Origin of the sequence: Marinobacter albus (assembly GCF_030238305.1) — a bacterium.
Classification (GTDB): Bacteria; Pseudomonadota; Gammaproteobacteria; order Pseudomonadales; family Oleiphilaceae; genus Marinobacter; species Marinobacter albus.
In genome coordinates, this window is sequence record NZ_JASSQD010000003.1 from 429,695 (window position 1) to 453,138 (window position 23,444).

The following is a 23,444-nucleotide window of genomic DNA, read 5'->3' on the forward strand; positions in this document are numbered from 1 at the left end:
ACATTATGGCCCGCGATCACGACCCAATGCCACAGTCCTACGAATTCGATGTCCTCATTATCGGCAGTGGTGCTGCCGGCCTTACCGTGGCGCTCAATTTGCCGGAGCACCTGCGCATCTGCGTTCTCAGCAAGGCCGAAATTTCCAGTGGGGCGACGCTTTGGGCCCAGGGAGGTATTGCTGCCGTTCTGGATGACGACGACTCCATTGAGGATCACATCCAGGATACGCTTGCGGCCGGCGCCGGGCTCTGCCATGAGGATGCGGTCCGGTTCACTGTTGAACATGGCCGGGAAAGTATCGACTGGCTCATCAATTCCGGCGTCGACTTCACCAAAGACGAGAACGCCCATTACCACCTGACCCGTGAGGGCGGGCACAGTCACCGCCGCATCATTCATGCCGCCGATGCCACCGGCCATGCGGTATCCACCACGCTCACGGAGCAGGCCCAGGCTCGCCCCAACATTGAGCTTATGTCCAGCCGGGTTGCCATCGACCTGATAACAAACCGCAAGCTGTCACTACCGGGCAACCGCTGTGTCGGCGCCTACATCCTCAACCTTGAGGACAACCACGTTGAGCTGTTCCGGGCCCGGTTTACGGTGATTGCCACGGGCGGCGCCTCCAAGGCCTATCGCTACACCACCAATCCGGACGGCGCCTCCGGCGACGGGATCGCCATGGCCTGGCGTGCGGGCTGCCGGGTCGCCAACATGGAATTCAATCAGTTCCACCCGACCTGCCTGTATCACCCGCACGCCAAATCGTTCCTGATTACAGAAGCCGTACGCGGTGAAGGCGGACTGCTGAAGCTGCCCGACGGCAGCCGCTTCATGGACCGGTTCGACGAGCGGGCCGAACTGGCACCGCGGGATATCGTGGCTCGAGCCATTGACCATGAAATGAAACGCCTGGGTGCCGACCATCTTTATCTGGACATCAGTCATAAACCGGCTGACTTTATTAAGCACCACTTCCCGACCATCTACGAAAAATGCCTTGGTTTCGGCATCGACATCACCCGGGAACCTCTCCCGGTCGTGCCAGCCGCCCACTACACCTGTGGCGGAATCATCACCGACGAACGCGCCCGCTCAGACATCAACGGCCTCTATGTGGTCGGCGAGGCCGGTTTTACCGGCTTGCACGGCGCGAACCGGATGGCCAGCAACTCCCTCCTGGAGTGTCTCGTCTATGGCCGTTCCGCCGCCCAGGACATCGCCCGCCGGGAAGCCGATATTCCACCACCGCCGGAAGCACCGGACTGGGATGAAAGCCAGGTGCGGGACTCCGACGAGGACGTGGTCATTTCCCATAACTGGGATGAGTTGCGGCACTTTATGTGGGACTATGTCGGTATTGTCAGGACCACCAAACGACTGCAGCGGGCGAAACACCGCGTCGACCTGCTGTCCCGTGAAATTGGTGAGTTCTACAGCAACTACCGGGTCTCCAACGACCTTCTGGAACTGCGGAATCTGGTGACCGTGTCCGACCTGATTATCTGCTCTGCTCTCCAGCGGAAGGAAAGCCGGGGGCTGCATTATACCCTTGATTACCCGGGCCTGACCGGTGAAGCCAAAGATACTGTACTGGTTCCGACGACCTACCGTACGCTGTCTCCCTGAGCTGCGGTTACTTTTACCATTGACTCACACCACACCAACGGAATCTGCTATGCCCGAACACGCTGCTCCCTCAGACAACTCCGAATTCAATCGACTATGGTGGCATAGCCGCCGCGGCATGCTGGAACTGGATGTCCTGCTGATCCCCTTTGTTGAAGAGGCTTACCGAGACCTGCAAGCCGAAGACAAGGCGCGTTACCAGAAGCTGCTAAGCTGCGAAGACACCGACATGTTCGAGTGGTTCATGCAACGCAGCCGGCCCGAAGATCCCGATCTCCAGCGCATGGTTGATATGATTCTGAATCGTGTCCAGCCGGATTGAACTGACCCTCAATCCATCCGTTGCCACCGGCCTGTTGGCGATCGCCCCCTGGCTGGTCCTGCTTGGCTTCCTGGTAGCCGCGGCGTACGGGGACAAACCGTGGCTGCTGGCTGGCCTGCCAATAATGCTGGCGGGCGCCGCCGTTCAATACCGCCGCGCCGGTCGGCTCAGAGGCCGCTCAGCCGTCAACGCACTGATCGTTGAACATGGCCAGCTGACCGCCCGACTTGGCGACGGCCGACAAATTTCCGTAAAGGCAGCCAGAACGAGCCGGCTTGGCGCTCGCCTCGCGCTCTTGAAACTCCACCCCTGCGACACCACAGTCAAAGCGTATTCTGCCATTCTTCTGGCCAACACAGCCTGCCTTAGAGGCAACGTGCCGGAAGACGAATTTCGTCGCCTCAGGATTTGGCTTAGACTGGGACAGCCCCAATCAACATCCCGGCGACGCCCTGATCAGGAGTAATGCATGACCGACCCAGTCACACCAGTCTCCGGCGCTACATCCTCGGCTCTCACGACTGCCGTAGCCCCCTTGCCCGAGGCCGGCTGGTCTAAGCTGAGCAACCGCATGCTTGTGCGCGTCAGCGGCCCCGGTACCGACAAGTTCCTGCAGGGCCAGTTCAGCCAGCACCTCGATGAGGTTGTCGCAGGATACTCACCCCGGGCCGCAGCGGCCACACCCAAGGGGCGCGCCTACTGCCTGACCCGTTTGGTACGGGATGGTGCCGACATTGTGATGGATCTGGACACGGCACTGGCAGAGTCGACCCTTGCGCACTTGCGCAAGTATCTGATGTTGTTTCGGGGCACCTCCGCAGACCTCATCGCAGACGGTTGCATCTTTGGTCTGCTTGGCGACTCAGACGCGCAAAAGTTGGCGGGGGAGGCGGTTTCAGACCTGAAGCGCCCGGGCGATTCGCTGGCACTCGACCACGGTTTCCTGATTCGTGTGGAACCCACCGCCGAGGGCCTGCCCCGGTTCGAATTCTGGCAAACCGACGATTCCACGACGGGCCTGGACACCCGAGATGAGCGCAGTCTGACCGACTGGCAGGCATCAGAGATTGCTGCCGGTATCGCTGCGCTGACAGAACAGACCAAAGAGGCTTTCGTACCCCAGATGCTGAACTGGCAGCATGTCGGTGGCGTGCACTTCAAGAAAGGCTGTTACACCGGCCAGGAAATCATCGCCCGCATGCATTTTCTGGGTCAGCTCAAGAAGAGCCTATATCGCTTCCGGCTCGAAACGACCGTGCCCCCCGAACCCGGCAAATCCATCCTCGCCGGTGAACGGTCGGTCGGCAGCGTGGTCAATTCCGTGGCGTTGCAGAACGGCACCTGCGAGCTGCTGGCAGTGGTCAGGCATGACGCGGCGGACGATGAGCTGACGGTCGACGGACTGGACGGCCGGATGCTGGTCCAGCTACCCCTCCCCTACGCCGTGCCCGAGAGGGAAAAAAGCCCACAGACAGATACATAAGTTGACAGGCAAATCGATCGTAATTTGCTATAAAGTAACTCACTTATATGATTTTTATGGTTGCTGGCGACCGCTGTACGCCGGCACCAAATCCTGTCAATCGGACTGTTGCTGACCATGTCGAATATCGTCGAAACCATAAAAACTGATCTGATCACCGCCATCGAAAATGACAAACTCGTCCTCCCGACACTGCCGGAGGTGGCCCTGCAGGTCAGGGAAATCGCCGAGTCGGAAGACTCCGCAATTGCCGATCTGGTCAAGGTGATCAGCAACGACACCGCGCTCTCGGCTCGCATCATCCGGGTCTGCAACAGCCCGCTTTTTCGGGGCAGTCGCGCCATCGAGAACCTGAACATGGCGTTAAGCCGTCTGGGCATGGCGTACACCAGCAACCTCGCGATGGGCCTCGCGATGGAACAGATGTTCCAGGCCACGTCTGACATGGTCGACAAGCGTCTGCGGGCCACTTGGCAGACCAGCACTGAAGTGGCCGGCGTCTGTCATGTACTGGCTCAGCATTACACCAAGCTGAAGCCGGAGCAGGCGACGCTGGCGGGCCTGGTGCACCAGATCGGTGTCTTGCCGATCCTGCGTTACGTCGAGGATCAGGATATCCAGATCAGCAGCATCATGCTTGATAACGTGATTGATGAGCTCCATCCCCGACTGGGTGTGGCGATCCTGAAAAAGTGGGATTTCCCTAAAGAACTGCAGAACGTGCCCCTGGACTATGCGAAGTTCCAGCGACAAGCGCCAGCCGCCGATTACGCGGACCTGGTGATGGTTGCTAACCTGCAGTTGGTTGCCGGCAGCGGCCACCCATGGAACGAGATCGACTGGAACAGTATCTCCGCATTCGACCGCCTGGGGCTCGATCCCAACATCGACATGAGCGAGGAAGAAGACCTGAATGCCGAGATGGAAGCGGCAATGGCGCTGCTTCAATAAGACCTACTTCTGGTAGCGGGCAATCAGCTCGGCTTTCGAGGGCAGCGTCCAGTCAATGGATGGCTGCCCTTTTTGTCGCAACCAGTCGTTAGCGCGGGAAAAGTGCCTGCAGCCAAAGAATCCGCGATATGCGCTGAGTGGTGAAGGGTGTGGGCCCTCCAACACCAGATGCTGGTTGCGGTCTATGTGCCGGCCTTTCTTTCTTGCGTAGCTGCCCCAAAGCAGGAAAACCACACCTTCCCTTTCCCGGTTGATGGTTTCAATTACCTTGTCGGTGAAGGTTTCCCAGCCCTTGCCCTGGTGCGCACCTGCCTGCCCCTGAACCACCGTAAGTACGCTGTTAAGCAACAGCACACCGTCTTCGGCCCAGGGCTGTAAGCAGCCGTGATCGGGGGCTTCGATATTCAGATCGCTCTGGATTTCCTTGAAGATGTTGACCAGTGACGGCGGTGGCGTAACTTCCGGCCTGACGGAAAAGCACAAGCCATGGGCCTGCCCGGGGCCATGATAGGGGTCCTGCCCGAGAATCACTACGGAAACCTTATCCAGGGGCGTGCTGTTCAGCGCATTGAAGCAATGCTGGCTGGCGGGAAACAGGACCTTCCCGGCCTGCTCCTCTTCGGCAAGGAATTCCGCGAGCGCCCGCATGTAGGGCTGACGGAATTCGTTGCCGAGATGATCGGACCAGCCCCGGTCAGGCCTGAGCTGGCTCGCCAGTACCTCGGCCGGGTGCATGGTCTACGCCTCGTCGCCTGCGTCGTGGTGGTCGGAACGGTGCTCCGGGCGCATGTGCGGGAACAGGATCACGTCACGAATAGACGGGGAATCGGTCAGCAGCATGGCCAGACGATCGATGCCGATGCCTTCGCCGGCGGTCGGCGGAAGGCCATACTCCAGCGCCATTACGTAGTCCTCGTCATAGAACATGGCCTCGTCATCGCCGGCATCCTTTTCAGCTACCTGGGCCCGGAAGCGCTCAGCCTGATCCTCGGCATCATTCAGCTCCGAGAAGCCGTTGGCAAGCTCGCGGCCACCCACGAAGAACTCGAATCGTTCCGTCACGAACGGATCGTTGTCCTTGCACCGGGCCAGCGGAGAAACCTCCTTGGGATAATCGGTGATGAAAGTGGGCTGGATCAGCAAGTGTTCCGCCGTCGCTTCGAAAATTTCGATCTGCACCTTGCCCAGGCCCCACGTATCCTTGAGCTGAATGCCAAGATGGGCGGCAACGCGACGGGCACTGGCTTCATCACCGAGCTGACCGGCCTGGATGTCGGGGTTGTGTTCAAGGATGGCCTCAACGACCGTCATGCGCCGGAACGGCTTACCGAAATCGTATTCGACGGTTTCCTGCTCGCCGTTGGAGAGCTCCCGGGTGTTCACCACGGTCGTGGTGCCCAACACCTCCCGGGTGACCTGGCGCAACATATCCTCGGTCAGATCCATCAGGTCGTTGTAGTCGGCGTAGGCCTGGTAGAACTCGACCATGGTGAATTCCGGATTGTGCCGGGTCGAGAGACCTTCATTCCGGAAGTTGCGGTTGATCTCGAACACCCGCTCGAAACCGCCAACCACCAATCGCTTGAGAAAAAGCTCGGGGGCAATGCGCAGATACATGTCGATGCCCAGCGCGTTGTGATGCGTAGCGAACGGACGCGCCGTTGCACCACCCGGGATCACCTGCAGCATCGGGGTTTCGACTTCCATGAAGCCGCGGGCATTGAAATAATTCCGCATGCTGCTGATCAGGCGGGTGCGGGCCATGAACACCTTGCGGGTATCTTCATTCACCATCAAATCGACGTAGCGATGACGGTAACGGGCCTCCATGTCGGTCAGCCCCTTATGCTTCTCCGGCAAAGGACGCAGCGACTTGGTCAGGAGCACGTACTCATCCATGGTTACGTACAGGTCGCCCTTGCCCGACTTGGTCAGCGTGCCGCGAACACCCACGATATCGCCCAGATCCCAGTGCTTGGTGTCCTTCTGGACATGCTTGGTGGCGTAGATCTGGATCCGCCCGGTCATATCCTGAACAACCTTGAACGCCTTGCGGTCGAGCATCATGCGGCCGGCGATGGCCACCTTGATGTCCAGCTTTTCCAGCTCTTCCTTGCTCTTCTCACCGTATTTTTCCTGCAGTTCAGCAGCAGTGCAGTCACGGCGGAAATCATTCGGGAAAGGATTGCCTTCGGTGCGCAGCTCGGCCAGCTTGGCACGGCGCTCGGCAATCAGCTTGTTGTCCTCGTGCTGGGTGGCGCTGTGGGTTTGTTCAGTCATGTTGGCTCACTAAAGATCGGGAATTATCCGGGTTTTGGTTTGATGGCGCGGGTTACAGCGCCATCTTCAGGCTGGCTTCGATGAACTTGTCGATATCACCATCCAGTACCGACTGGGTATTGCTGGTTTCGACCTTGGTGCGCAGATCCTTGATACGGCTGTCATCGAGCACGTAGGAGCGGATCTGGCTGCCCCAGCCGATGTCGGCCTTGGCGTCCTCGGCCTTCTGCTTCTCGGCATTACGCTCCTGCATCTCGCGCTCGAACAGCTTAGCCTTCAGCTGCTTCATCGCCTGGTCTTTGTTCTGATGCTGGCTTCGGCCGGCCTGACAGGCAACCACGATACCGGTCGGGTTGTGGGTCAGACGAACGGCCGACTCGGTGCGGTTGACGTGCTGACCACCGGCGCCGGAGGCGCGATACACATCGACGCGCAGGTCGGCAGGGTTGATTTCAATCTCGAAGCTGTCATCCACCTCCGGAGACACGAAGACAGATGAGAACGAGGTATGGCGACGGTTGCCGGAATCGAACGGCGACTTCCGGACCAGGCGGTGAACACCGGTCTCAGTGCGCAACCAGCCGTAGGCGTAATCACCCTGAATGTGGATGGTGGCGCTCTTGATACCCGCCACATCACCTTCCTGCAGTTCGACGATCTCAGCCTTGAAACCACGACGCTCGGCCCAGCGCAGGTACATGCGAAGCAGCATGTTCGCCCAGTCCTGGGCCTCGGTGCCACCGGAACCGGCCTGGATATCCAGGTAGGCATTGTTGGCATCCATTTCACCGGAAAACATCCGGCGGAACTCGAGCTTCTCAAGCTCCTTGTCGAGACCGTCAAGATCCGCCTCGATCTCGGCCACCGTTGCCTCGTCGTCTTCCTCAACCGCCATGTCCAGCAGACTCTCGGCGTCGCCCAGACCACTGGTGAGGTTGTCGATGGTTTTGACGATCAGTTCCAGATCCGCCCGTTCCTTGCCCAACCCCTGGGCCCGCTCGGGATCTTCCCAGACCGTGGGCAATTCCAGTTCACGCTCTACCTCGACCAGACGTTCACTGCGCTGGTCGTAGTCAAAGATACCCCCTGAGCGCTTCAGTGCGCTCACGAAGCTCTTTAATCTTCGTCACAATGGGATTAATTTCCATGAAACCCTTACTCGCTCTAGAAAATGGTGAGTAAAACAGTGGCGGGATTCTACCGGAATTCTGTACTTAAATCAGCCGGGGAAACCGTAACGCCAATCCCGGCAGTGGGGCCTGCAGCCATTCTCATGCAGCTCGGTGGCTAGTTCAAAGGCTCGAGATAATCCACGAGGAGCTGTAGATTGGTGCGGCCCCGAAACGTATTGGCATCCGGCTTGTACACGACCCGGGCCCCCGTGCGGGTATAGTCTGGCACTTCCGGACCGGTATTGAAGGCGATGCCATCGATGATGCCACCACCCTCCAACGGCTGCAGCACCAGTTTCAAATGGTTGTCCCCCACAATGCGCTGGCTGACCACCCGGAACTCGCCATCAAAGACCGGTTCCGGAAAATGCTGGCCCCAGGGACCCGCGCGTTTCAGCAAAGCGGCGGTATCCAGGCTCAATTCATCGACGCTCAGAGGACCGTCGGTGGTGATGGCGGCCTCCAGGTCTTCGGCCCTCAGGGTGTCCCGAACCGCCTTATCGAAGGCCTCGGAAAACCCGTCAAGGTCCTCCCGCGCCAAGGTCATGCCAGCGGCCATGGCGTGACCGCCATACTTCTTCATCATGCCAGGGTGCCTGGCGTCTACAGCCGCCAGCACGTCACGAATGTGCAGGCCCGGTATTGACCGCGCAGACCCCTTGATGTCCTGACCGTTCTCGTCATTGGCGAAGGCAATGGTTGGACGGTGGGTCTGCTCCCGAATTCGGGCAGCCAGGATCCCAATAACCCCCTGATGCCACTCCGGGTCAAACAGTGCAAGCCCCCAGGGCAGCCCCTCCAGGTCAAGGGACATGGACGCCAGCAAATCCTGGGCCTGGGCCTTCATGCCCTTTTCGATGGTTCGGCGTTCCCGGTTGAAGCTGTCCAGCTCCTGCGCGAGGCGACGGGCTTCGTCCTCACTGTCGGCCATCAGGCAGGCGATGCCGACACTCATGTCATCGAGGCGTCCGGCGGCATTCAGTCGGGGCCCCACCACAAAACCGAGATCGGTTGAACTGATGGCGGCGTGGTCGCGACCGGCCACCTCGAGCAACGCCAGGATGCCGGGGCGCGCCTCGCCCTTGCGTATACGGCGCAATCCCTGCTCCACGAAGATTCGGTTGTTATGATCCAGAGGCACAACGTCCGCCACGGTACCAAGTGCCACAAGATCCAGAAGTACGCCGAGGTTGGGCTCGGGCTGGGGCAGGCGCCCGGTTTCGCGAAGGTGTTTGCGCAGCCCGGTGAGCACGTAGAACATAACGCCGACACCGGCCGCATTTTTGCTCAGGAAGGGACATCCGGGCTGATTCGGGTTCACAATGGCATCCGCATCCGGCAGCGTTTCTCCCGCCAGGTGGTGATCGGTAACAATCACCTTCATGCCCCTTTCCCGGGCGGCTTTGACACCGTCGATGGCGGAAATCCCATTATCGACGGTGACCAACAAATCCGGCAGCTCACCCTCGTCTGCAAGCCGCTCAATGATCCCCGGAGTCAGGCCGTAGCCATCGGCAAACCGGCTTGGAACCCGGAAATCGAGCCCCTGAAGCCCGAGCATCGACAGACCAAGCATGGCCACCGCCGTGCTGGTGGCGCCATCGGCATCGAAATCGCCAAGAATGAGGACCCGCTGCTGTCGATCAATGGCCTCGGCCAACAGGGCAACGGCGCGACCAATACCGCGAAGCTGCATCGGTGAGGCAAGCGACTTGAGGGTGTAGCTCAGTTGCTCATCGGAGGTAACCCCTCGAGCAGCATAGAGGCGACGAAGCAGTGGCGGGAGCTGTTGCCCCCAGGCGGACGTATTATCCGGCTGGGGGCGGCGCAGGATCTTTTTCAGCGTCATACCGGATCAGGCATTTTTCCAGTGCCTGGCTATGAACTCCTGAACACCGGCAATATTGTTGTCCAAAACGGTGTAGCGCTCTTCCCGCTCAAACAGGTCCGCCATGTGGGCGGGCAACTGAGGCTTCACCGTCACTCCGGATTCGGCCACGGCATCCGGGAACTTCGCCGGGTGAGCGGTACCCAGGGTGATCATCGGTACTGAACGGTCACGCCGGCAGTTACGAGCCGCGCGCACGCCAATGGCTGTGTGCGGGTCGAGCAGGTATTCGTTCTGCTCATGAATTTCACGGATGGTGTCGCAGGTCGACTTGTCATCAACCGCGTCACTGTCGAACAGCTTGCGCGCGTGACGCCAGCGGTAATCCTCAATGCTCACGGGGCCCTTGGCAGCGTTTTCCAGCAGGGTTTTCACCGCCTGACCATCACGACCGTGCAGGTCAAAAAGCAGACGCTCGAAGTTGCTGGATACCATGATATCCATGCTTGGCGACAGGGTATGCTCCAGCTTGTGCTGCTCGTATTTGTTGCCACTCATGAACCGGTGAAGGATGTCATTGCGATTGGTGGCAATAACCAGCTGGGATATCGGCAGCCCCATCTTTTTGGCCAGATAACCGGCAAAAATGTCACCAAAATTGCCGGTTGGAACCGAAAACGCCATGCTTCGATCAGGGCCACCGAGCGCCAGGGAAGCCTGGAAGTAATAAACGATCTGGGCCATGATCCGCGCCCAGTTGATGGAGTTCACCGCTGCCAGTTGGGTTTTACCACCCAGGAAGCCCTGGTTACCAAAGCTTTCCTTAACCATGCGCTGACAATCATCGAAATTGCCCCGTACCGCGATGTTATGGATGTTGTCGCCTTTGACCGTGGTCATCTGCCGGCGCTGTACTTCCGAGACACGCTCATAGGGATGCAGGATAAAGATATCCACGTGCTCACACCGGCGACAGCCCTCGATCGCTGCCGACCCAGTGTCACCTGAGGTGGCGCCCATGATCACAACGTGTTGCTTGCGCTTTTCCAGCACGTAATCCAGCAAACGGCCCAACAGCTGCAGGGCAAAATCCTTGAACGCCAGGGTCGGCCCACGGAACAGTTCCATCACCCACTCGTTGCTGTCCAGTTGAACCAGCGGGGCCACCGCCTTGTGACTGAACACGGAATAGGTTTCGTCCAGCATCTTGCGGAAATCGTCGGCCGGGATGGCATCATCCACGAACGGATGCATCACGTTAAATGCGAGCTCGCTGTAGGATAGTCCACGCCAGCTGCGAATTTCCTCGAGACTGAAGTGCGGGAGCGATTCCGGCACATAAAGCCCGCCGTCGGTGGCCAGACCGGTCAGCAGAACATCCTCAAAGCCCAGTGCGGGCGCTTCCCCCCGCGTACTGATATATCTCACAAGCGTACCTGTTAGTTAAAGTTTTCAGCGCGGATGCGAACGACCTGACCATCGGTATCGGTCAGGGCTTCCAGCTCTTCGATGGCACGATTGACCTGCCGCTCCTGGACCGTGTGGGTCAGGATAATGACCGGGATACGGCCATCCTGCAGCTCGGATTCCTTCTGCATGATCGACTCGATGTTGATGCCATGTTCGCTGAGAATAGAAGCAATCTTCGCCAGCACGCCCGGGCGGTCCAGAGCGGTGATTCGCAGATAGTAGGCGGACTGGACATCCTCCATGGACAGTACATCAAGGTCCTCCATAGCCTCTGGCTCGAACCCGAGGTAGGGCACCCGCTGCTGGCTGCCGGTGGAAACGGAGCGGGCAACGTCAACAATATCGGCAATGACAGCGGAGGCTGTCGCCTCATCACCCGCACCCGGCCCGTAATACATGGTTTGACCGACGGCATCGCCGTCCACCAGCACCGCATTCAGCACGCCGTCCACCTGGGCAATCAGATGGCTCTGGGGCACCAGGGTCGGGTGAACCCTGAGCTCGATACCGTCATCGCGGCGACGGGCAATGCCCAAGTGTTTGATGCGATAGCCCAGCAGCTCGGCGTGAGCGATGTCATAGGGCGTGATTTTCGAAATGCCCTCGGTGAAGCCTTTTTCAAACTGCAAGGGCACACCAAAACCGGCGGAGGCCAGGATGGTCAGCTTGTGGGCCGCGTCGATGCCCTCGACGTCAAACGTTGGATCGGCTTCGGCGTACCCGAGGTCCTGGGCTTCCTTCAACACCTCGGAAAATTCACGCCCGGCACGCATTTCGGTCAGGATGTAGTTGCCGGTGCCATTGATGATGCCGGCAATCCAGTCGATGCGGTTCGCCGCCATCCCCTCCCGGATCGCCTTCATGACGGGGATACCGCCCGCCACACCGGCCTCGTAGGCAACGACCACACCGGCCTTCTCGGCGGCGTCAAAAATCTCGTTGCCGTGCACCGCAATCAGGGCCTTGTTGGCAGTAACAACGTGTTTGCCATTCCTGATCGCCGCCAGCACCAGTTCTTTTGCGGTTTCGTAACCACCGATCAACTCCACAACAACGTCCACGGCGGGGTCGTTTACCACGTCAAAAATGTCGGTGGAAAACGGTACATCCCCGAGATCCATATCGGTCCGGGGACGACGGCTGGCGATCCTGGTAATTCGGATGTTGCAACCGGCCCGGCCTGCAATGAGCTTTGCATTCCGGGTCAAGACATTGAACGTACCGCCGCCAACGGTACCCAGTCCGCAGATTCCGACACTGACGTCTTTCAAACTCTCACCTCTGAACCCGTAAGGGGTGCTGATGAATTACAATTAGGGAGGCATAGTATACCGATTCAGGTGCCCGTGAATAAGCCCTGAACCGGAAGGATGTGAAATCCGTGAGAGGCCCCGCACAGGAGCCCGACCCTCAAGACGGTCAGAGCAGGCCGAGGCCCTTGGCAAGGTTATCGGCGGGAACATAGCCACGGACCATATTGCCGTCCTCCAACACGATCGCGGGAGTTCCGGTCACACCGATTCGGCCACCCAACTGGTACTGCTCGAGCACGGGATTTTCACAGCTGGCCGACTCCACCGGGCGACCGGCCTTGGCTGCATCCATCGCTGCCTGCTGATCCTCTGCGCACCAGACCGACACATATTTAGCGAACGATGGCGTGCCCGGACCGGAACGTGGGAAGGCGTAATAGTTGACCGTAATGCCATAGGAATTGAGTTGCGGCACTTCAGCGTGAAGTTTTCGGCAATAGGGGCAGTCAATGTCGGTAAACACATCAATAACGGCCTTTTCCTTGCCGTCTGCCGGGAAGCGGATCACGCCATCGTCACCAAACTCCGCCATAACCTGTTCCCGCTGCCCGGCCCGGGCCTCTTCGGTCACATTGGCGATGCCGTTGCTGGTGATCTTCAGCAGATCCCCGGTCAACAGGTACTGTCCGCCTGCCGTTGTATAAATCGTATCGCCGTTATTGCTCTGCACTTCGTACAGACCCTCGGCTTCGGATTTCCGCACGGACTGAATCTTGAGCCCGGGCACGGCCGTAGCCAGACGCTTGGCGATCCCATCTTCAACCTCGCCGGCGGTGGCCGGCAATGCGATCACAGCGCCAGCCATCAGGCCAACCGCCATTGCAACTTTCTTCACGCTTTCTCTGGCAGACATAGTTACATCCAGTCAGGTAATTTTGGACCCCCGCCCAAACAGGCCGGGCCATGGGAATACGATACTGCGACACAGGGCTGCCGCAAAAGTTCAAACCCGGTACCTTACCCAAAAACCCCGACCTCAGCCACGGGGATGATGCGACTGATGCAAAGATTGCAGGCGCTGGCGCGCGACGTGGGTGTAGATTTGCGTGGTTGAAAGATCGGAATGCCCCAGCAGCATCTGAACCACTCGCAGGTCAGCCCCATTATTAAGCAGATGGGTTGCGAACGCATGACGCAGGGTATGAGGCGAAAGGTGCTTGCGGATGCCAACTCGGGACGCGTAATGCTTGATGCGATGCCAGAAGGTCTGCCGGGTCATTGCGGCGGGCCGGTTTCCCGGGAAAAGGGCGTCACAGGAGTGCCCCTTGAGGAGCTCGGCGCGAGCTTCCTTCATATACCTCACCAGCCAGTCGACCGCCTCCTCCCCCAGTGGCACCAGACGCTCCTTGTCCCCCTTACCGGTTATGCGAATCACGCCCTGACGCAGGTTGACCTGGTCAACACGCAAACAGGTGAGCTCGGTAACTCGCAGGCCGCAACCGTACAGGATTTCCAGCATCGCCTTGTCCCTGAGCTCAATGGGCACTTCCGGGTCCGGCTCGGCCAGAAGGGAATCCACCTCCTCTTCCGTCAGCGAATCCGGCAACCGTCGCGGCAGACGCGGGCTGTCAATTCGCAGTGTCGGGTCCTCGGCAATCAGGCCCTCGCGCAGGAGAAACCGGAAAAACCGACGCATCCCCGACAAACGCCGCGCGGCGGTGGACGCTTTCACACCCTCTGCCAGCCCTCTGGACATCCATGCCAGCAGGTCGGTTCTGCGAGCCGCCTGCAGCAAGGGCTGCCCTGGCTGCTCTTCAAGCCAGGATGCCAGACGCGCCAGATCGCTGCGGTACGCCTGGCGCGTTTTTTCCCCCAACCCGTCCTCAAGCCAGATGGCGTCGGTAAAACGGGTGATCATGGCCTCATCTTCCGGTCTCACATCACCACTCTCATGCTTTCACCCTGAAACGAGCATGCCTCACCCGGGGAACAGACACAAAAAAGGCAGCCCGAGGCTGCCTTTTTATAAGCGCGCTGTTCAGCGAATAGCTGATCAGCCCAGCTTCTCCTTGATACGAGCTGCCTTACCAGACAGGTCGCGCAGGTAGTAAAGCTTGGCCTGACGCACGTCACCGCGACGCTTCACACTGACGCTGTCGATCAGCTTGGAGAAGGTCTGGAAGGTACGCTCGACGCCCACACCGTAGGAAATCTTACGTACGGTGAAGGAAGAGTTCATGCCACGGTTACGCTTGCCGATGACAACACCCTCGAACGCCTGCAGACGCTCACGGTTACCCTCGGTTACGCGAACCTGAACGACCACGGTGTCGCCCGGCGCAAACGCAGGGGTTTCCTTGGTCATCTGTTCTGCTTCAAGTTGACTGATGATGTTGTTCTTGCCGCTCATCGTAATGCTCCTGATACCCAATCTTTTAATGCCCTGATGATTCAGAGGCACCCGGTTCGTTCAAAATCTCTTCCAGCAGCTGACGCTCTTCATCCGTAAACACCCGCTGCTCCAGCAGGTCGGGGCGCCGCTCCAGGGTTCGCCTCAGCGACTGTTTCAGTCGCCAACGCCGGATCTGATCATGGTGACCGCCCAATAAAACATCCGGCACCGCCTGACCTTCATAAACCTCGGGCCGGGTATAGTGCGGACAATCCAGCAAACCGTCAGCAAAGGAATCCTGCTCTGCCGACTGCGCATGACCCAGCGCTCCGGGGATGAGGCGTGTAACCGCATCAATGACGGCCATGGCCGCCAACTCGCCACCGGATAAAACGAAATCACCCAGCGACACTTCCCGATCGACTTCCGTCGATATCAGGCGCTCATCCACACCCTCATATCGGCCTGCAACCAGAATCAACTGTTCCTCCGCCGCAAGCGACTCAACAACAGATTGATTCAGCGCTTCACCCTGAGGCGACAGATACACCACACAGGCCTTGCCGGGTGCTGACTCCCTTGCCGCATGAATGGCGTCCCTGAGAGGCTGAATTTTCATCAGCATCCCTGGACCACCACCATAGGGCCGGTCGTCCACGGTGCGATGACGGTCGTGGGTGAACTCACGGGGATTCCAGCTCCGGAAAGTCAACAGACCCTCCCGAACCGCTCTACCCGTAATACCGTAATCCGTTACCGCACTGAACATCTCCGGGAACAGACTGACTGCGCCAATCCACACCCGTTAAAACTCCGGGTCCCAGTCAACGACCATACGGGCCGCAGCCAGATCCACTTCCCTCATTACCTGATCCGGCAGATAGGGAATCAGTCGTTCTCGCTGATCAATGGAGCCTGCCGAGGCATGCACCACCAGAACATCGTTGGAACCCGTCTCAATCAGGTGATGCACTGTTCCCAGGCATGCACCCTCGACCGTAAAGACATCAAGGCCCTCGAGCTGGAACCAGTAAAACTCCCCTTCCGGGAGGTCCGGCAGCTCATCGGTACCGACTTTGACGTCCGCGCCGCAGTACTTGAGTGCGACATCCCGGTCATCAATACCTTTAAGCCTGACGACGATCCCCTGCCCTTGGCGGCGACCTTCCTCAAGCTTGGCCGGAACACGTTTACCGTCCAGATCCAACGTCCAGTCGCGGTAGTTCAGTATTCCTTCCTTGGGGTCAGTGTAGGAGTAAACCTTGAGCCACCCCTTGACCCCAAATACCGAGGTAATCCGGCCGATCACAGTTTCCTGCGAATTCTGTGTCATGCCATGAACCTCAGCCTCAAGACGTGATTACTCAGCGCCCTTCAGCAGCTGCGCAACGCGCTCGCTGGTCTGTGCACCCTGGCCCAACCAGAAATCCACACGATCACGATCCACGCGCAGACGCTCTTCCTGACCACGGGCGATCGGGTTAAAGAAGCCAACACGCTCAATAAAACGACCGTCGCGAGATTTGCGGCTGTCGGTGACTGTCAGATGGTAGAACGGGCGCTTCTTGGAGCCGCCACGAGCCAAACGGATTATTACCATTTAACCAATATCCTGTTCTGTTGTACGAACTTTGTACGATTCACACCAACCGAACCACGGCTGACGCGAAGACCCATACTCGAAAGGGGCGCTATTCTATGCTAAAAAAGCGCCAAAGAAAACAGGAAAACACGCTGTTTCCCCGTTTTTGGTGTAAGGCATTTTACATACGGCCAAACGGAGGCATACCACCTCCGCCACCACCGGGCGGCATCATACCACCAAGACCGCGCATCATATTCGCCATACCACCCTTTTTGCCAAACTTTTTCATCATCTTCTGCATCTGCTTGTGCTGCTTGAGCAGTCGATTGACGTCCTGGATCTGGGTACCGGACCCACCAGCGATTCGGCGTTTGCGGGAATTATTGATGACATCGGGATAGCGGCGTTCCTTGGGCGTCATGGAACAAATAATTGCCTCCATCTGCCCCATGGACTTGTCGTTGACCTGCTGCTGTGCCATCTGCGCCATTTGGCCCATGCCCGGCAGCTTGTCCATCAGGCCACCAATGCCGCCCATGCTCTTCATCTGCTGGAGCTGATCGCGGAAATCCTCCAGGTCAAAGCTCTTGCCCTTCTTGATTTTCTTGGAGAGCTTCTGGGCCTTCTTCTGATCCAGCTTGCGTTCTGCCTCCTCTATAAGGGAGAGCACATCACCCATACCAAGAATGCGGGACGCCACACGATCCGGGTAGAAAGGCTCGAGCGCATCCGATTTCTCACCGACACCGAGGAACTTGATGGGCTTGCCGGTAATATGACGGACGGACAGCGCCGCACCGCCTCGGGCATCACCGTCGGTCTTGGTGAGGACCACACCCGTCAGCGGCAGCGCATCATTGAACGCCTTGGCGGTATTGGCCGCATCCTGACCGGTCATGGCATCAACCACGAACAACGTCTCAACCGGATTGACCGCCTTATGCAGCCGCCCGATTTCGCCCATCATCTGTTCATCAATGTGAAGACGACCGGCAGTATCCAGAATGACCACATCGACGTGCTTTTTGCGGGCTGCAGAGATCGCGCCCTCGGCGATGTCCACCGGATCCTGATCTGCGGTGCTGGGGAAAAACTCGACACCCACTTCACCGGCCAGCGTCTCCAACTGCCGGATAGCGGCAGGACGGTAGACGTCGGCACTGACCACCATGACCGACTTTTTCTGGCGCTCTTTAAGGAAACGGGAAAGCTTTGCCACGGTGGTGGTTTTACCCGCACCCTGGAGACCCGCCATCATGATGACCGCTGGTGGCTGCACCGCCAGGTTGAGGGATTCGTTGCCCTCGCCCATCACGCGCTCCAGCTCCTGCTGGACCACTTTCACAAACACTTGCCCCGGTGTCAGACTACGCTGCACTTCCTGACCAACGGCACGCTGGCGAACACCTTCAATGAAATCCTTCACCACCGGCAGGGCGACGTCTGCTTCCAGCAGCGCCATCCGCACTTCGCGCAGCGTGTCCTTGATGTTGTCGTCGGTTAGCCGCGCCTGACCGGAAATCTTGCGCAGGCTACCGGAAAGTCGGTCTTGGAGGTTCTCAAACATGTTGCTATTCCGTACCCCGGATAAATTGAGTGCATGGTCCGCAGAGCCGGCCCCGGCTCCTTGATTCCAGTTGCATAATCGCGACATTATAACCAGACTATCGCCCTGAAACGACCAGCCCGGTCAAATCGGTGTTTCGAGCCACCGATCCCCAGCAAGAACAGTGGTATATAAGGAAGTCATGGGAACGCTGATCCTCGCGGTCACCTCACTTTTTCTGTACAGCGTTGGCACCGCGCTGCAGGCGCTCCATTTCAGAGGCCGAGTCACCAGCAATCTTGCCGTTACCACCCTGATCGGCGTTCTCGCCCTGACCAGCCATGGCCTGCTGATCGCCCAGAGCGTTCATCACGATGGGGGGTTTGATTTCGGCTTCTTCAAGAGTTCGGTTCTGATCTCCTGGCTGATTGTCTTTCTGCTGCTGGGACTGAACCTGAAAAAACCGGTCCAGAACCTGTTTCTCGGCGTCTACCCGCTGGCCGCGCTGACCATCATCCTGGCGCTGGTGACCCACTCCCCCTCGAGACTCGTGTCCGATGACAGCTACGGCATGTTGTCACACATTGCCCTGTCGGTAACAGCCTACAGCCTGTTTACCCTGGCTGCCATCCAGGCCACGCTGCTCTACTTCCAGAATCGCCAGCTCAAACACAATTACAACAGCCTTCTGGTGCGCAACCTGCCACCGCTCCAAACCATGGAGTCCCTGCTGTTCGAGATGGTGTGGGCGGGCGTCGTCATGCTGATTCTGGCAATCGTTACCGGTGCCCTGTTTGTCGAAGACCTTTTTGCCCAGGACCTGGCCCACAAAACCGTGTTTTCCCTGCTGTCGCTGGCGGTGTTTGTCGCGCTGTTGGTCGGCCGCTACACCAAGGGCTGGCGTGGCATTACTGCCAGTCGCTGGACGCTGGCCGGCTGCGTCCTGCTGATGCTGGCATTCTACGGCAGCAAGTTTGTCCTGGAACTGCTGTTTCAGAAGGGCGGCTGACTGACCGGACCGCATAACTTGACACCGGGCTTGGCCACACCCTATTTTCCCTACTCGTCGGTAATATAAGGACTCCTTCTCTTGAACGAAACATCGCTTACCGCGCTGTTTATCCTCCTTGTCGGTCTGATCCTCCTGTCCGGTTTCTTCTCGAGTTCCGAAACCGGAATGATGTCGCTGAACCGGTATCGTCTGAAACATCTCGCCAAAACTGGTCACAAAGGCGCTAAACGGGCACAGAATCTGCTCCAGAGAACAGATCAGCTGATCGGCGTCATTCTGATCGGCAACAACTTCGTCAACATCTTTGCCTCATCGATCGCCACGGTCATCGCCATTGAGATCTGGGGGGACGCAGGCATCGCGATTGCCACCATTCTGTTGACCGTGGTGATCCTGATTTTTGCCGAGGTGACTCCGAAGACTCTGGCCGCCTTGTTCCCCGAGAAAATCGCCTTTCCGGCGAGCTACGTGCTCGGCCCGCTGCTCAAGATCCTTTATCCGATCGTCTGGGCGGTTAACCTCCTCACCGGCGCCATTCTCAAGCTGCTGCGCATCTCGCCCGAGGAGGCAGCCAGTGACCACCTCAGCCGCGAGGAACTGAGGACCCTCGTGAATGAGGCCGGTGCCCTGATTCCGGCAAAACACAAGGACATGCTGGTCAGCATCCTTGATCTGGAGAAGGTCACGGTCAATGACATCATGGTGCCGCGCAACGAAGTGGTCGGCATCGACCTGGAGGACGACACCGACACCATCCTCCGCCAGCTCCGGAGCAGCCAACATACCCGGCTGCCGGTGTTCAAAGGTGACATCAACAGCATCCAGGGTATTCTGCATCTGCGCAGCGCATCAAAACTGCTCCAGCAGGAGGAAATCAACAAGGCGATGATCATGCAGCTGTGCCAGGAACCCTACTTTATTCCCGAAAGCACGCCGCTGAACACGCAGTTGATCAATTTCCAGAAGGGAAAACGCCGGTTCGGTATCGTTGTGGATGAGTATGGCGACGTACTCGGGCTGGCGACGCTCGAAGACATCCTGGAGGAGATTGTCGGCGAATTCACCACCGACTACGCCGCGACCAGTCCCGACATCATCCCCCAGGATGATGGCACCTTCATCATCGATGGCACGGCCGCAGTGCGCACCATCAACAAGACGCTGGGCTGGAAGCTACCGATCGATGGCCCGAAAACCCTGAACGGCCTGATCACCGAGACCTTGGAAAACATCCCCGATACCAACGTGTGCCTCAAGGTGGAGGGGCACAGGGTTGAGGTTCTGCAGATCAAGGACAACGTGGTAAAGGCAGCCATCGTGCACCCCCGGAAACGAAGAAAACGCTCACTCGGCCGCTGAAGCCCCCTCCCTGAAGCTCCGCTATAGTCCCCAAAGTTATAGCGGAGCAGTTTCTAGAAAGATCACAATTTAACCGCTTCCTTGACCCTTATCGAATCGCCACCAACACTCAAACGGTGCGAGACAAAAACAATGATAAGGAGTACATCCATGAGCCTAACCCACAGCTTTGGCCTTCTGACCCACCCGGATCAGGAATGGGAAGCCATTCGCAATGAATCCGAAACGACTACGCGGCTGTACCTTGGCCACATCCTGCTACTTGCCCTGATTCCGGCGGCGGCAGGCTTTTACGGCACCACTCAGGTGGGCTGGCAGATCGGGGACGGCCAGATAACGCGACTGTCGAGCGGGAGTGCATTGCAGCTTTCCGTGCTGTTCTACGCGGCCATGCTGGCTGGAATTTTTGTGCTCGGTAAGTTTATCGATTTTTTCGCGGCAACCTACGATGCCGTGGAGCGAACCCCTAGAGGCGTTGCCCTTGCCGCTTATACAGCCACGCCGGTTTTTCTGATTGGCGTGATCGCGATCTATCCCAACATCTGGGTCAACATGCTTGCGGGGCTGATTGCCATCTCCTACGCTGTCTACCTCCTGTACGAGGGCCTTCCCATCCTGATGAAAATTCCGGAGGAACGCGGTTTCATGTTCGCCTCCGCGGTGCTGACCGTCGGCCTGGTGATGTTCGTCGCGCTGATGGCGATCAGCGTAGTTATTTGGAGCATGGGAGTTGGACCCGTCTATGTGAGCTGAGCTTGAGCTATCGATAGCAAGCCGCTGAAATAGCGAAGGGTGCCCGCACAGGCATCCTTCGTTTTTTTGAAGGCTGTCCCATGTTTGCTTTTATTCATGTTAAGTTTGCTGGAAATGCGGTAAATTTGATCAATAACTAAAAGATAGGATTGAAAGCTCGGTCATGTATCCGGTTGAGGCGTAAAAGGAGTCTGCCATGAACAAGCAGTCCGGCATACATTACCTCCGTGAGCACAAGGAAGCGGGCAACGGCAAACCGGTTCCTGTGGAGGTTACCCGCATCCGTGACACGGTTGTCGCCGGACTTGGCGACCTGATGCAGGGCGCTTTCGATGCCGTCGATGATTCGCTGTTCGAATTGGCCAATAATGCCCGCAGCAACAACGAGCAAAACCGCTATTTCGAAGCGATGCGGGAAATCCGGATCAAGCGGAAAGGCGTTGAACGGCATTTTCAGAGCGCAGTTGCCCGGTTTTTCTCTCGCCCCCCGCACACCGGACAAAGCCAGGAAGAGACCCTGAACCCGGAGCCCGGCATCGACGGCTTGTCACTGGTTGGCGATGAAGACCTGGAAGAACAGGTTGCAATCAACGCCATGATCACCAAGGCCAAGGCACACTTTCAGGGCCCACTGCTGCAACTTCAGACCCGATTCAGTCAGGTTTACCCGGAAGCTACCGACGAATCGCCCGTCAACCCGATGGCGCCGGAGCATCTGTGCAGCGCCTTTATCGAGGCCATCCAGTCGCTCGAGATCCAGATCCGCGAACGCCTCATCCTGCTGAAACAGTTTGACCGCTACGTTGTCTCCAACCTGGGCATGTTACTGGACGAGGCCAACCGGATACTGATTCAGGCCGGAGTCATTCCCAACTTCCGTTACCACGGCAAAGCGGGCAAACAGCATGGGGCCGAGGCTGACAAGAGTGCCCGCTCCCAATCGGCCCAAACCGAGACCGGTCACACTGCTGAGGACCTGAGCAACAGCGCTGTTTTTGACCAGATTCGGCAAATGTTGGCACTGCAACGCGCCAATGCCGGCATTCCACCCCGCGCGTCCGATCCCAACATCCGGGTTGTCGGGGATTCCGAACTGGCCGACCTGCTCAATGCCTTGCCGCTGCCGGATACCCGGCCGATCAGTGGAAACCTGAGCGATGGCGAACCGATTACCATCGACCTTCGATACGTGGTGCAACAGATCCTCGCGAACGCGGATGCCGGCGACGGTCGCAAGCCTGCACTGAATGAGGCTGACGAGGATCTGATCAATCTGGTCTCGATGCTGTTCGAGTTCATACTTGATGACTACAACCTCTCGGCCCCCGTTCAGGTGCTGATCAGCCGCCTGCAAATTCCGATTCTCAAAGTAGTGATCCGGGACAAGAGCTTTTTCAGCCAGGCGACTCACCCCGCCCGCCGTCTCCTGAACTCGCTGGCCCGCGCCGGTATTGGCTGGAGCTCCAGTGACGAGAAGGCCCGGGACAAACTGTACAATCAGATTCACAACATCGTTCAGCGGATTCTCAATGAATTTAATGGCGATATAGCCCTCTTCGAAACCCTGAACCACGAATTCGAACAGTTTCTCGAAAAAGAAAATCGCAAGACTTCCCTGGTCGAACAGCGCACACGGGAATCAGAGCGCGGCCGTATCAAATCTCAGAAAGCACAGGAAACCGTAGACAACCTGTTGAAGCAGAAAATCGCTCGTTACAAGTTGCCCGATCCCGCCCATGACATTCTGATGAATGGATGGAGCCGTGTCATGTTCCTGGCGTATTTGCGGGATGACGTGGAACACCGCTGGAATGAAACTGTGCGGATTGTTGATGACCTGATCTGGTGCCTGCACCCACACCAGGAGGATGAAGAGCGGGATCAGTGGGTGAGAGTGGTGCCAAGCCTGCTCAAATCACTTCGGGCCGGCCTGGAAGAGGTTTCCTACAACTCGTCCAAACTGGATGAAATGATGGGCCGTCTCAAACACGAACTGGCCGAAGCATTCCGAACCAACGCTGCCATTGAGGCACGCGAGGATTCGCCCGCAGATGACGAGGAAGAATTCGCCCCACTCCACCCGACCGCTGTGGAACGACAGCAGCAGCTGGAGGAAGCGGCGATTTCCGAATTCGTTGCCCAGATCGACAGTATCGAAATCGGAAATTGGGTGGAATTCCGTCTGGTGAATGGCGCCAGCTTCCGGTGCAAGCTGTCGGCCATTATTGAAGATGCCGACAGCTTTGTCTTCGTGAACCGCATGGGCCTGAAGGTAATCGAGAAGAACCGCATTGAACTGGCGCACGAGATGCGTCGGGGTCGCCTGACACTGCTTGAACAGGGCGCCCTGATAGATCGGGCCATGGACGCGGTGGTAGGCAGCTTGCGGAGCAAGACAGCCTGATAT

The 23,444-nt window shown here is 58.2% G+C and carries 22 protein-coding genes; 9 read left to right on the forward strand and 13 right to left on the reverse strand.

Annotated features, from left to right (window positions below; genetic code table 11):
• The first annotated feature begins 26 nt into the window (after window positions 1-26).
• From nadB to QQF73_RS16880, 5 genes are all read left to right on the forward strand, one after another.
• Window positions 27-1,631, forward strand: a complete 1,605-nt coding sequence (gene nadB, locus QQF73_RS16860; RefSeq protein WP_219868505.1) for an L-aspartate oxidase — start codon at window positions 27-29, stop codon at window positions 1,629-1,631.
• A 49-nt stretch (window positions 1,632-1,680) separates the two neighbouring features.
• Entirely contained in the window at window positions 1,681-1,953 is a 273-nt protein-coding gene (locus QQF73_RS16865; RefSeq protein WP_219868506.1) for an FAD assembly factor SdhE, read from the forward strand.
• Window positions 1,937-2,419 carry a hypothetical protein gene (locus tag QQF73_RS16870; RefSeq protein WP_285368919.1) on the forward strand — a complete coding sequence of 161 codons (483 nt, stop codon included), beginning with the start codon at window positions 1,937-1,939 and terminating at the stop codon, window positions 2,417-2,419. The genes QQF73_RS16865 and QQF73_RS16870 overlap by 17 nt, the downstream gene beginning before the upstream one ends.
• Before the next feature lie 3 nt (window positions 2,420-2,422).
• Window positions 2,423-3,436, forward strand: coding sequence for a CAF17-like 4Fe-4S cluster assembly/insertion protein YgfZ (gene ygfZ / locus QQF73_RS16875; protein ID WP_285368921.1), 1,014 nt, complete (start codon window positions 2,423-2,425; stop codon window positions 3,434-3,436).
• A gap of 117 nt (window positions 3,437-3,553) precedes the next feature.
• On the forward strand, window positions 3,554-4,387 hold the full coding sequence (locus QQF73_RS16880) for an HDOD domain-containing protein (protein ID WP_219868508.1): 834 nt from the start codon (window positions 3,554-3,556) through the stop codon (window positions 4,385-4,387).
• A 3-nt stretch (window positions 4,388-4,390) separates the two neighbouring features.
• Here QQF73_RS16880 and ung read toward each other — a convergent pair whose 3' ends face one another.
• The 13 genes from ung to ffh form a co-directional block, all read right to left on the reverse strand.
• Window positions 4,391-5,122 (reverse strand): uracil-DNA glycosylase, encoded by a 732-nt coding sequence (ung, locus tag QQF73_RS16885; RefSeq protein ID WP_285368922.1) that lies wholly within the window; start codon window positions 5,120-5,122, stop codon window positions 4,391-4,393.
• Window positions 5,123-5,125: 3 nt separating this feature from the next.
• Complete coding sequence (gene lysS, locus QQF73_RS16890) at window positions 5,126-6,667, reverse strand: lysine--tRNA ligase (protein WP_285368923.1); 1,542 nt, start codon at window positions 6,665-6,667, stop codon at window positions 5,126-5,128.
• 52 nt (window positions 6,668-6,719) lie between these two features.
• A protein-coding gene (gene prfB, locus QQF73_RS16895; RefSeq protein WP_219868511.1) for a peptide chain release factor 2 occupies window positions 6,720-7,815 on the reverse strand; the annotation gives its coding sequence in 2 pieces (ribosomal slippage) (window positions 6,720-7,742 and window positions 7,744-7,815; 1,095 coding nt in all).
• 139 nt (window positions 7,816-7,954) lie between these two features.
• Window positions 7,955-9,688: a single-stranded-DNA-specific exonuclease RecJ gene (gene recJ, locus QQF73_RS16900; RefSeq protein ID WP_285368924.1), complete on the reverse strand. Its 1,734-nt coding sequence runs from the start codon at window positions 9,686-9,688 to the stop codon at window positions 7,955-7,957.
• A gap of 6 nt (window positions 9,689-9,694) precedes the next feature.
• Window positions 9,695-11,095: a threonine synthase gene (thrC, locus tag QQF73_RS16905; RefSeq protein ID WP_285368925.1), complete on the reverse strand. Its 1,401-nt coding sequence runs from the start codon at window positions 11,093-11,095 to the stop codon at window positions 9,695-9,697.
• Between the two features lie 11 nt (window positions 11,096-11,106).
• On the reverse strand, window positions 11,107-12,408 hold the full coding sequence (locus QQF73_RS16910; RefSeq protein ID WP_219868514.1) for a homoserine dehydrogenase: 1,302 nt from the start codon (window positions 12,406-12,408) through the stop codon (window positions 11,107-11,109).
• Between the two features lie 148 nt (window positions 12,409-12,556).
• Window positions 12,557-13,303: a DsbC family protein gene (locus tag QQF73_RS16915; RefSeq protein WP_285368926.1), complete on the reverse strand. Its 747-nt coding sequence runs from the start codon at window positions 13,301-13,303 to the stop codon at window positions 12,557-12,559.
• A 123-nt stretch (window positions 13,304-13,426) separates the two neighbouring features.
• Entirely contained in the window at window positions 13,427-14,308 is an 882-nt protein-coding gene (xerD, locus tag QQF73_RS16920) for a site-specific tyrosine recombinase XerD (protein WP_219868682.1), read from the reverse strand.
• A 135-nt stretch (window positions 14,309-14,443) separates the two neighbouring features.
• A complete protein-coding gene (gene rplS, locus QQF73_RS16925; RefSeq protein ID WP_070969457.1) occupies window positions 14,444-14,800 on the reverse strand; it encodes a 50S ribosomal protein L19 in 357 nt (118 codons plus the stop codon).
• Between the two features lie 25 nt (window positions 14,801-14,825).
• Window positions 14,826-15,584, reverse strand: coding sequence for a tRNA (guanosine(37)-N1)-methyltransferase TrmD (trmD, locus tag QQF73_RS16930; protein WP_219868516.1), 759 nt, complete (start codon window positions 15,582-15,584; stop codon window positions 14,826-14,828).
• A gap of 3 nt (window positions 15,585-15,587) precedes the next feature.
• Window positions 15,588-16,115, reverse strand: a complete 528-nt coding sequence (rimM, locus tag QQF73_RS16935; protein WP_285368927.1) for a ribosome maturation factor RimM — start codon at window positions 16,113-16,115, stop codon at window positions 15,588-15,590.
• 27 nt (window positions 16,116-16,142) lie between these two features.
• Window positions 16,143-16,382: a 30S ribosomal protein S16 gene (gene rpsP / locus QQF73_RS16940; protein WP_219868518.1), complete on the reverse strand. Its 240-nt coding sequence runs from the start codon at window positions 16,380-16,382 to the stop codon at window positions 16,143-16,145.
• Window positions 16,383-16,545: 163 nt separating this feature from the next.
• Complete coding sequence (gene ffh / locus QQF73_RS16945; RefSeq protein ID WP_219868519.1) at window positions 16,546-17,934, reverse strand: signal recognition particle protein; 1,389 nt, start codon at window positions 17,932-17,934, stop codon at window positions 16,546-16,548.
• Window positions 17,935-18,115: 181 nt separating this feature from the next.
• On the opposite strand from ffh, the gene QQF73_RS16950 reads away from it, so the two are divergent.
• From QQF73_RS16950 to QQF73_RS16965, 4 genes are all read left to right on the forward strand, one after another.
• A complete protein-coding gene (locus QQF73_RS16950) occupies window positions 18,116-18,922 on the forward strand; it encodes a cytochrome C assembly family protein (protein ID WP_219868520.1) in 807 nt (268 codons plus the stop codon).
• Between the two features lie 81 nt (window positions 18,923-19,003).
• Window positions 19,004-20,284, forward strand: a complete 1,281-nt coding sequence (locus QQF73_RS16955) for an HlyC/CorC family transporter (protein ID WP_219868521.1) — start codon at window positions 19,004-19,006, stop codon at window positions 20,282-20,284.
• Between the two features lie 150 nt (window positions 20,285-20,434).
• Complete coding sequence (locus tag QQF73_RS16960; RefSeq protein WP_219868522.1) at window positions 20,435-21,037, forward strand: Yip1 family protein; 603 nt, start codon at window positions 20,435-20,437, stop codon at window positions 21,035-21,037.
• A 196-nt stretch (window positions 21,038-21,233) separates the two neighbouring features.
• On the forward strand, window positions 21,234-23,441 hold the full coding sequence (locus QQF73_RS16965) for a DUF1631 domain-containing protein (protein WP_219868523.1): 2,208 nt from the start codon (window positions 21,234-21,236) through the stop codon (window positions 23,439-23,441).
• Window positions 23,442-23,444 lie beyond the last annotated feature (3 nt).

Coding starts and splice junctions, on each gene's coding strand:
- nadB (WP_219868505.1), top strand. CDS start 27: ATGCCACAGTCCTACGAATTCGATGTCCTCATTATCGGCAGTGGTGCT.
- QQF73_RS16865 (WP_219868506.1), top strand. CDS start 1,681: ATGCCCGAACACGCTGCTCCCTCAGACAACTCCGAATTCAATCGACTA.
- ygfZ (WP_285368921.1), top strand. CDS start 2,423: ATGACCGACCCAGTCACACCAGTCTCCGGCGCTACATCCTCGGCTCTC.
- QQF73_RS16880 (WP_219868508.1), top strand. CDS start 3,554: ATGTCGAATATCGTCGAAACCATAAAAACTGATCTGATCACCGCCATC.
- ung (WP_285368922.1), bottom strand. CDS start 5,122: ATGCACCCGGCCGAGGTACTGGCGAGCCAGCTCAGGCCTGACCGGGGC.
- lysS (WP_285368923.1), bottom strand. CDS start 6,667: ATGACTGAACAAACCCACAGCGCCACCCAGCACGAGGACAACAAGCTG.
- recJ (WP_285368924.1), bottom strand. CDS start 9,688: ATGACGCTGAAAAAGATCCTGCGCCGCCCCCAGCCGGATAATACGTCC.
- QQF73_RS16915 (WP_285368926.1), bottom strand. CDS start 13,303: ATGTCTGCCAGAGAAAGCGTGAAGAAAGTTGCAATGGCGGTTGGCCTG.
- xerD (WP_219868682.1), bottom strand. CDS start 14,308: ATGATCACCCGTTTTACCGACGCCATCTGGCTTGAGGACGGGTTGGGG.
- rplS (WP_070969457.1), bottom strand. CDS start 14,800: ATGAGCGGCAAGAACAACATCATCAGTCAACTTGAAGCAGAACAGATG.
- rimM (WP_285368927.1), bottom strand. CDS start 16,115: ATGACACAGAATTCGCAGGAAACTGTGATCGGCCGGATTACCTCGGTA.
- rpsP (WP_219868518.1), bottom strand. CDS start 16,382: ATGGTAATAATCCGTTTGGCTCGTGGCGGCTCCAAGAAGCGCCCGTTC.
- ffh (WP_219868519.1), bottom strand. CDS start 17,934: ATGTTTGAGAACCTCCAAGACCGACTTTCCGGTAGCCTGCGCAAGATT.
- QQF73_RS16950 (WP_219868520.1), top strand. CDS start 18,116: ATGGGAACGCTGATCCTCGCGGTCACCTCACTTTTTCTGTACAGCGTT.
- QQF73_RS16960 (WP_219868522.1), top strand. CDS start 20,435: ATGAGCCTAACCCACAGCTTTGGCCTTCTGACCCACCCGGATCAGGAA.
- QQF73_RS16965 (WP_219868523.1), top strand. CDS start 21,234: ATGAACAAGCAGTCCGGCATACATTACCTCCGTGAGCACAAGGAAGCG.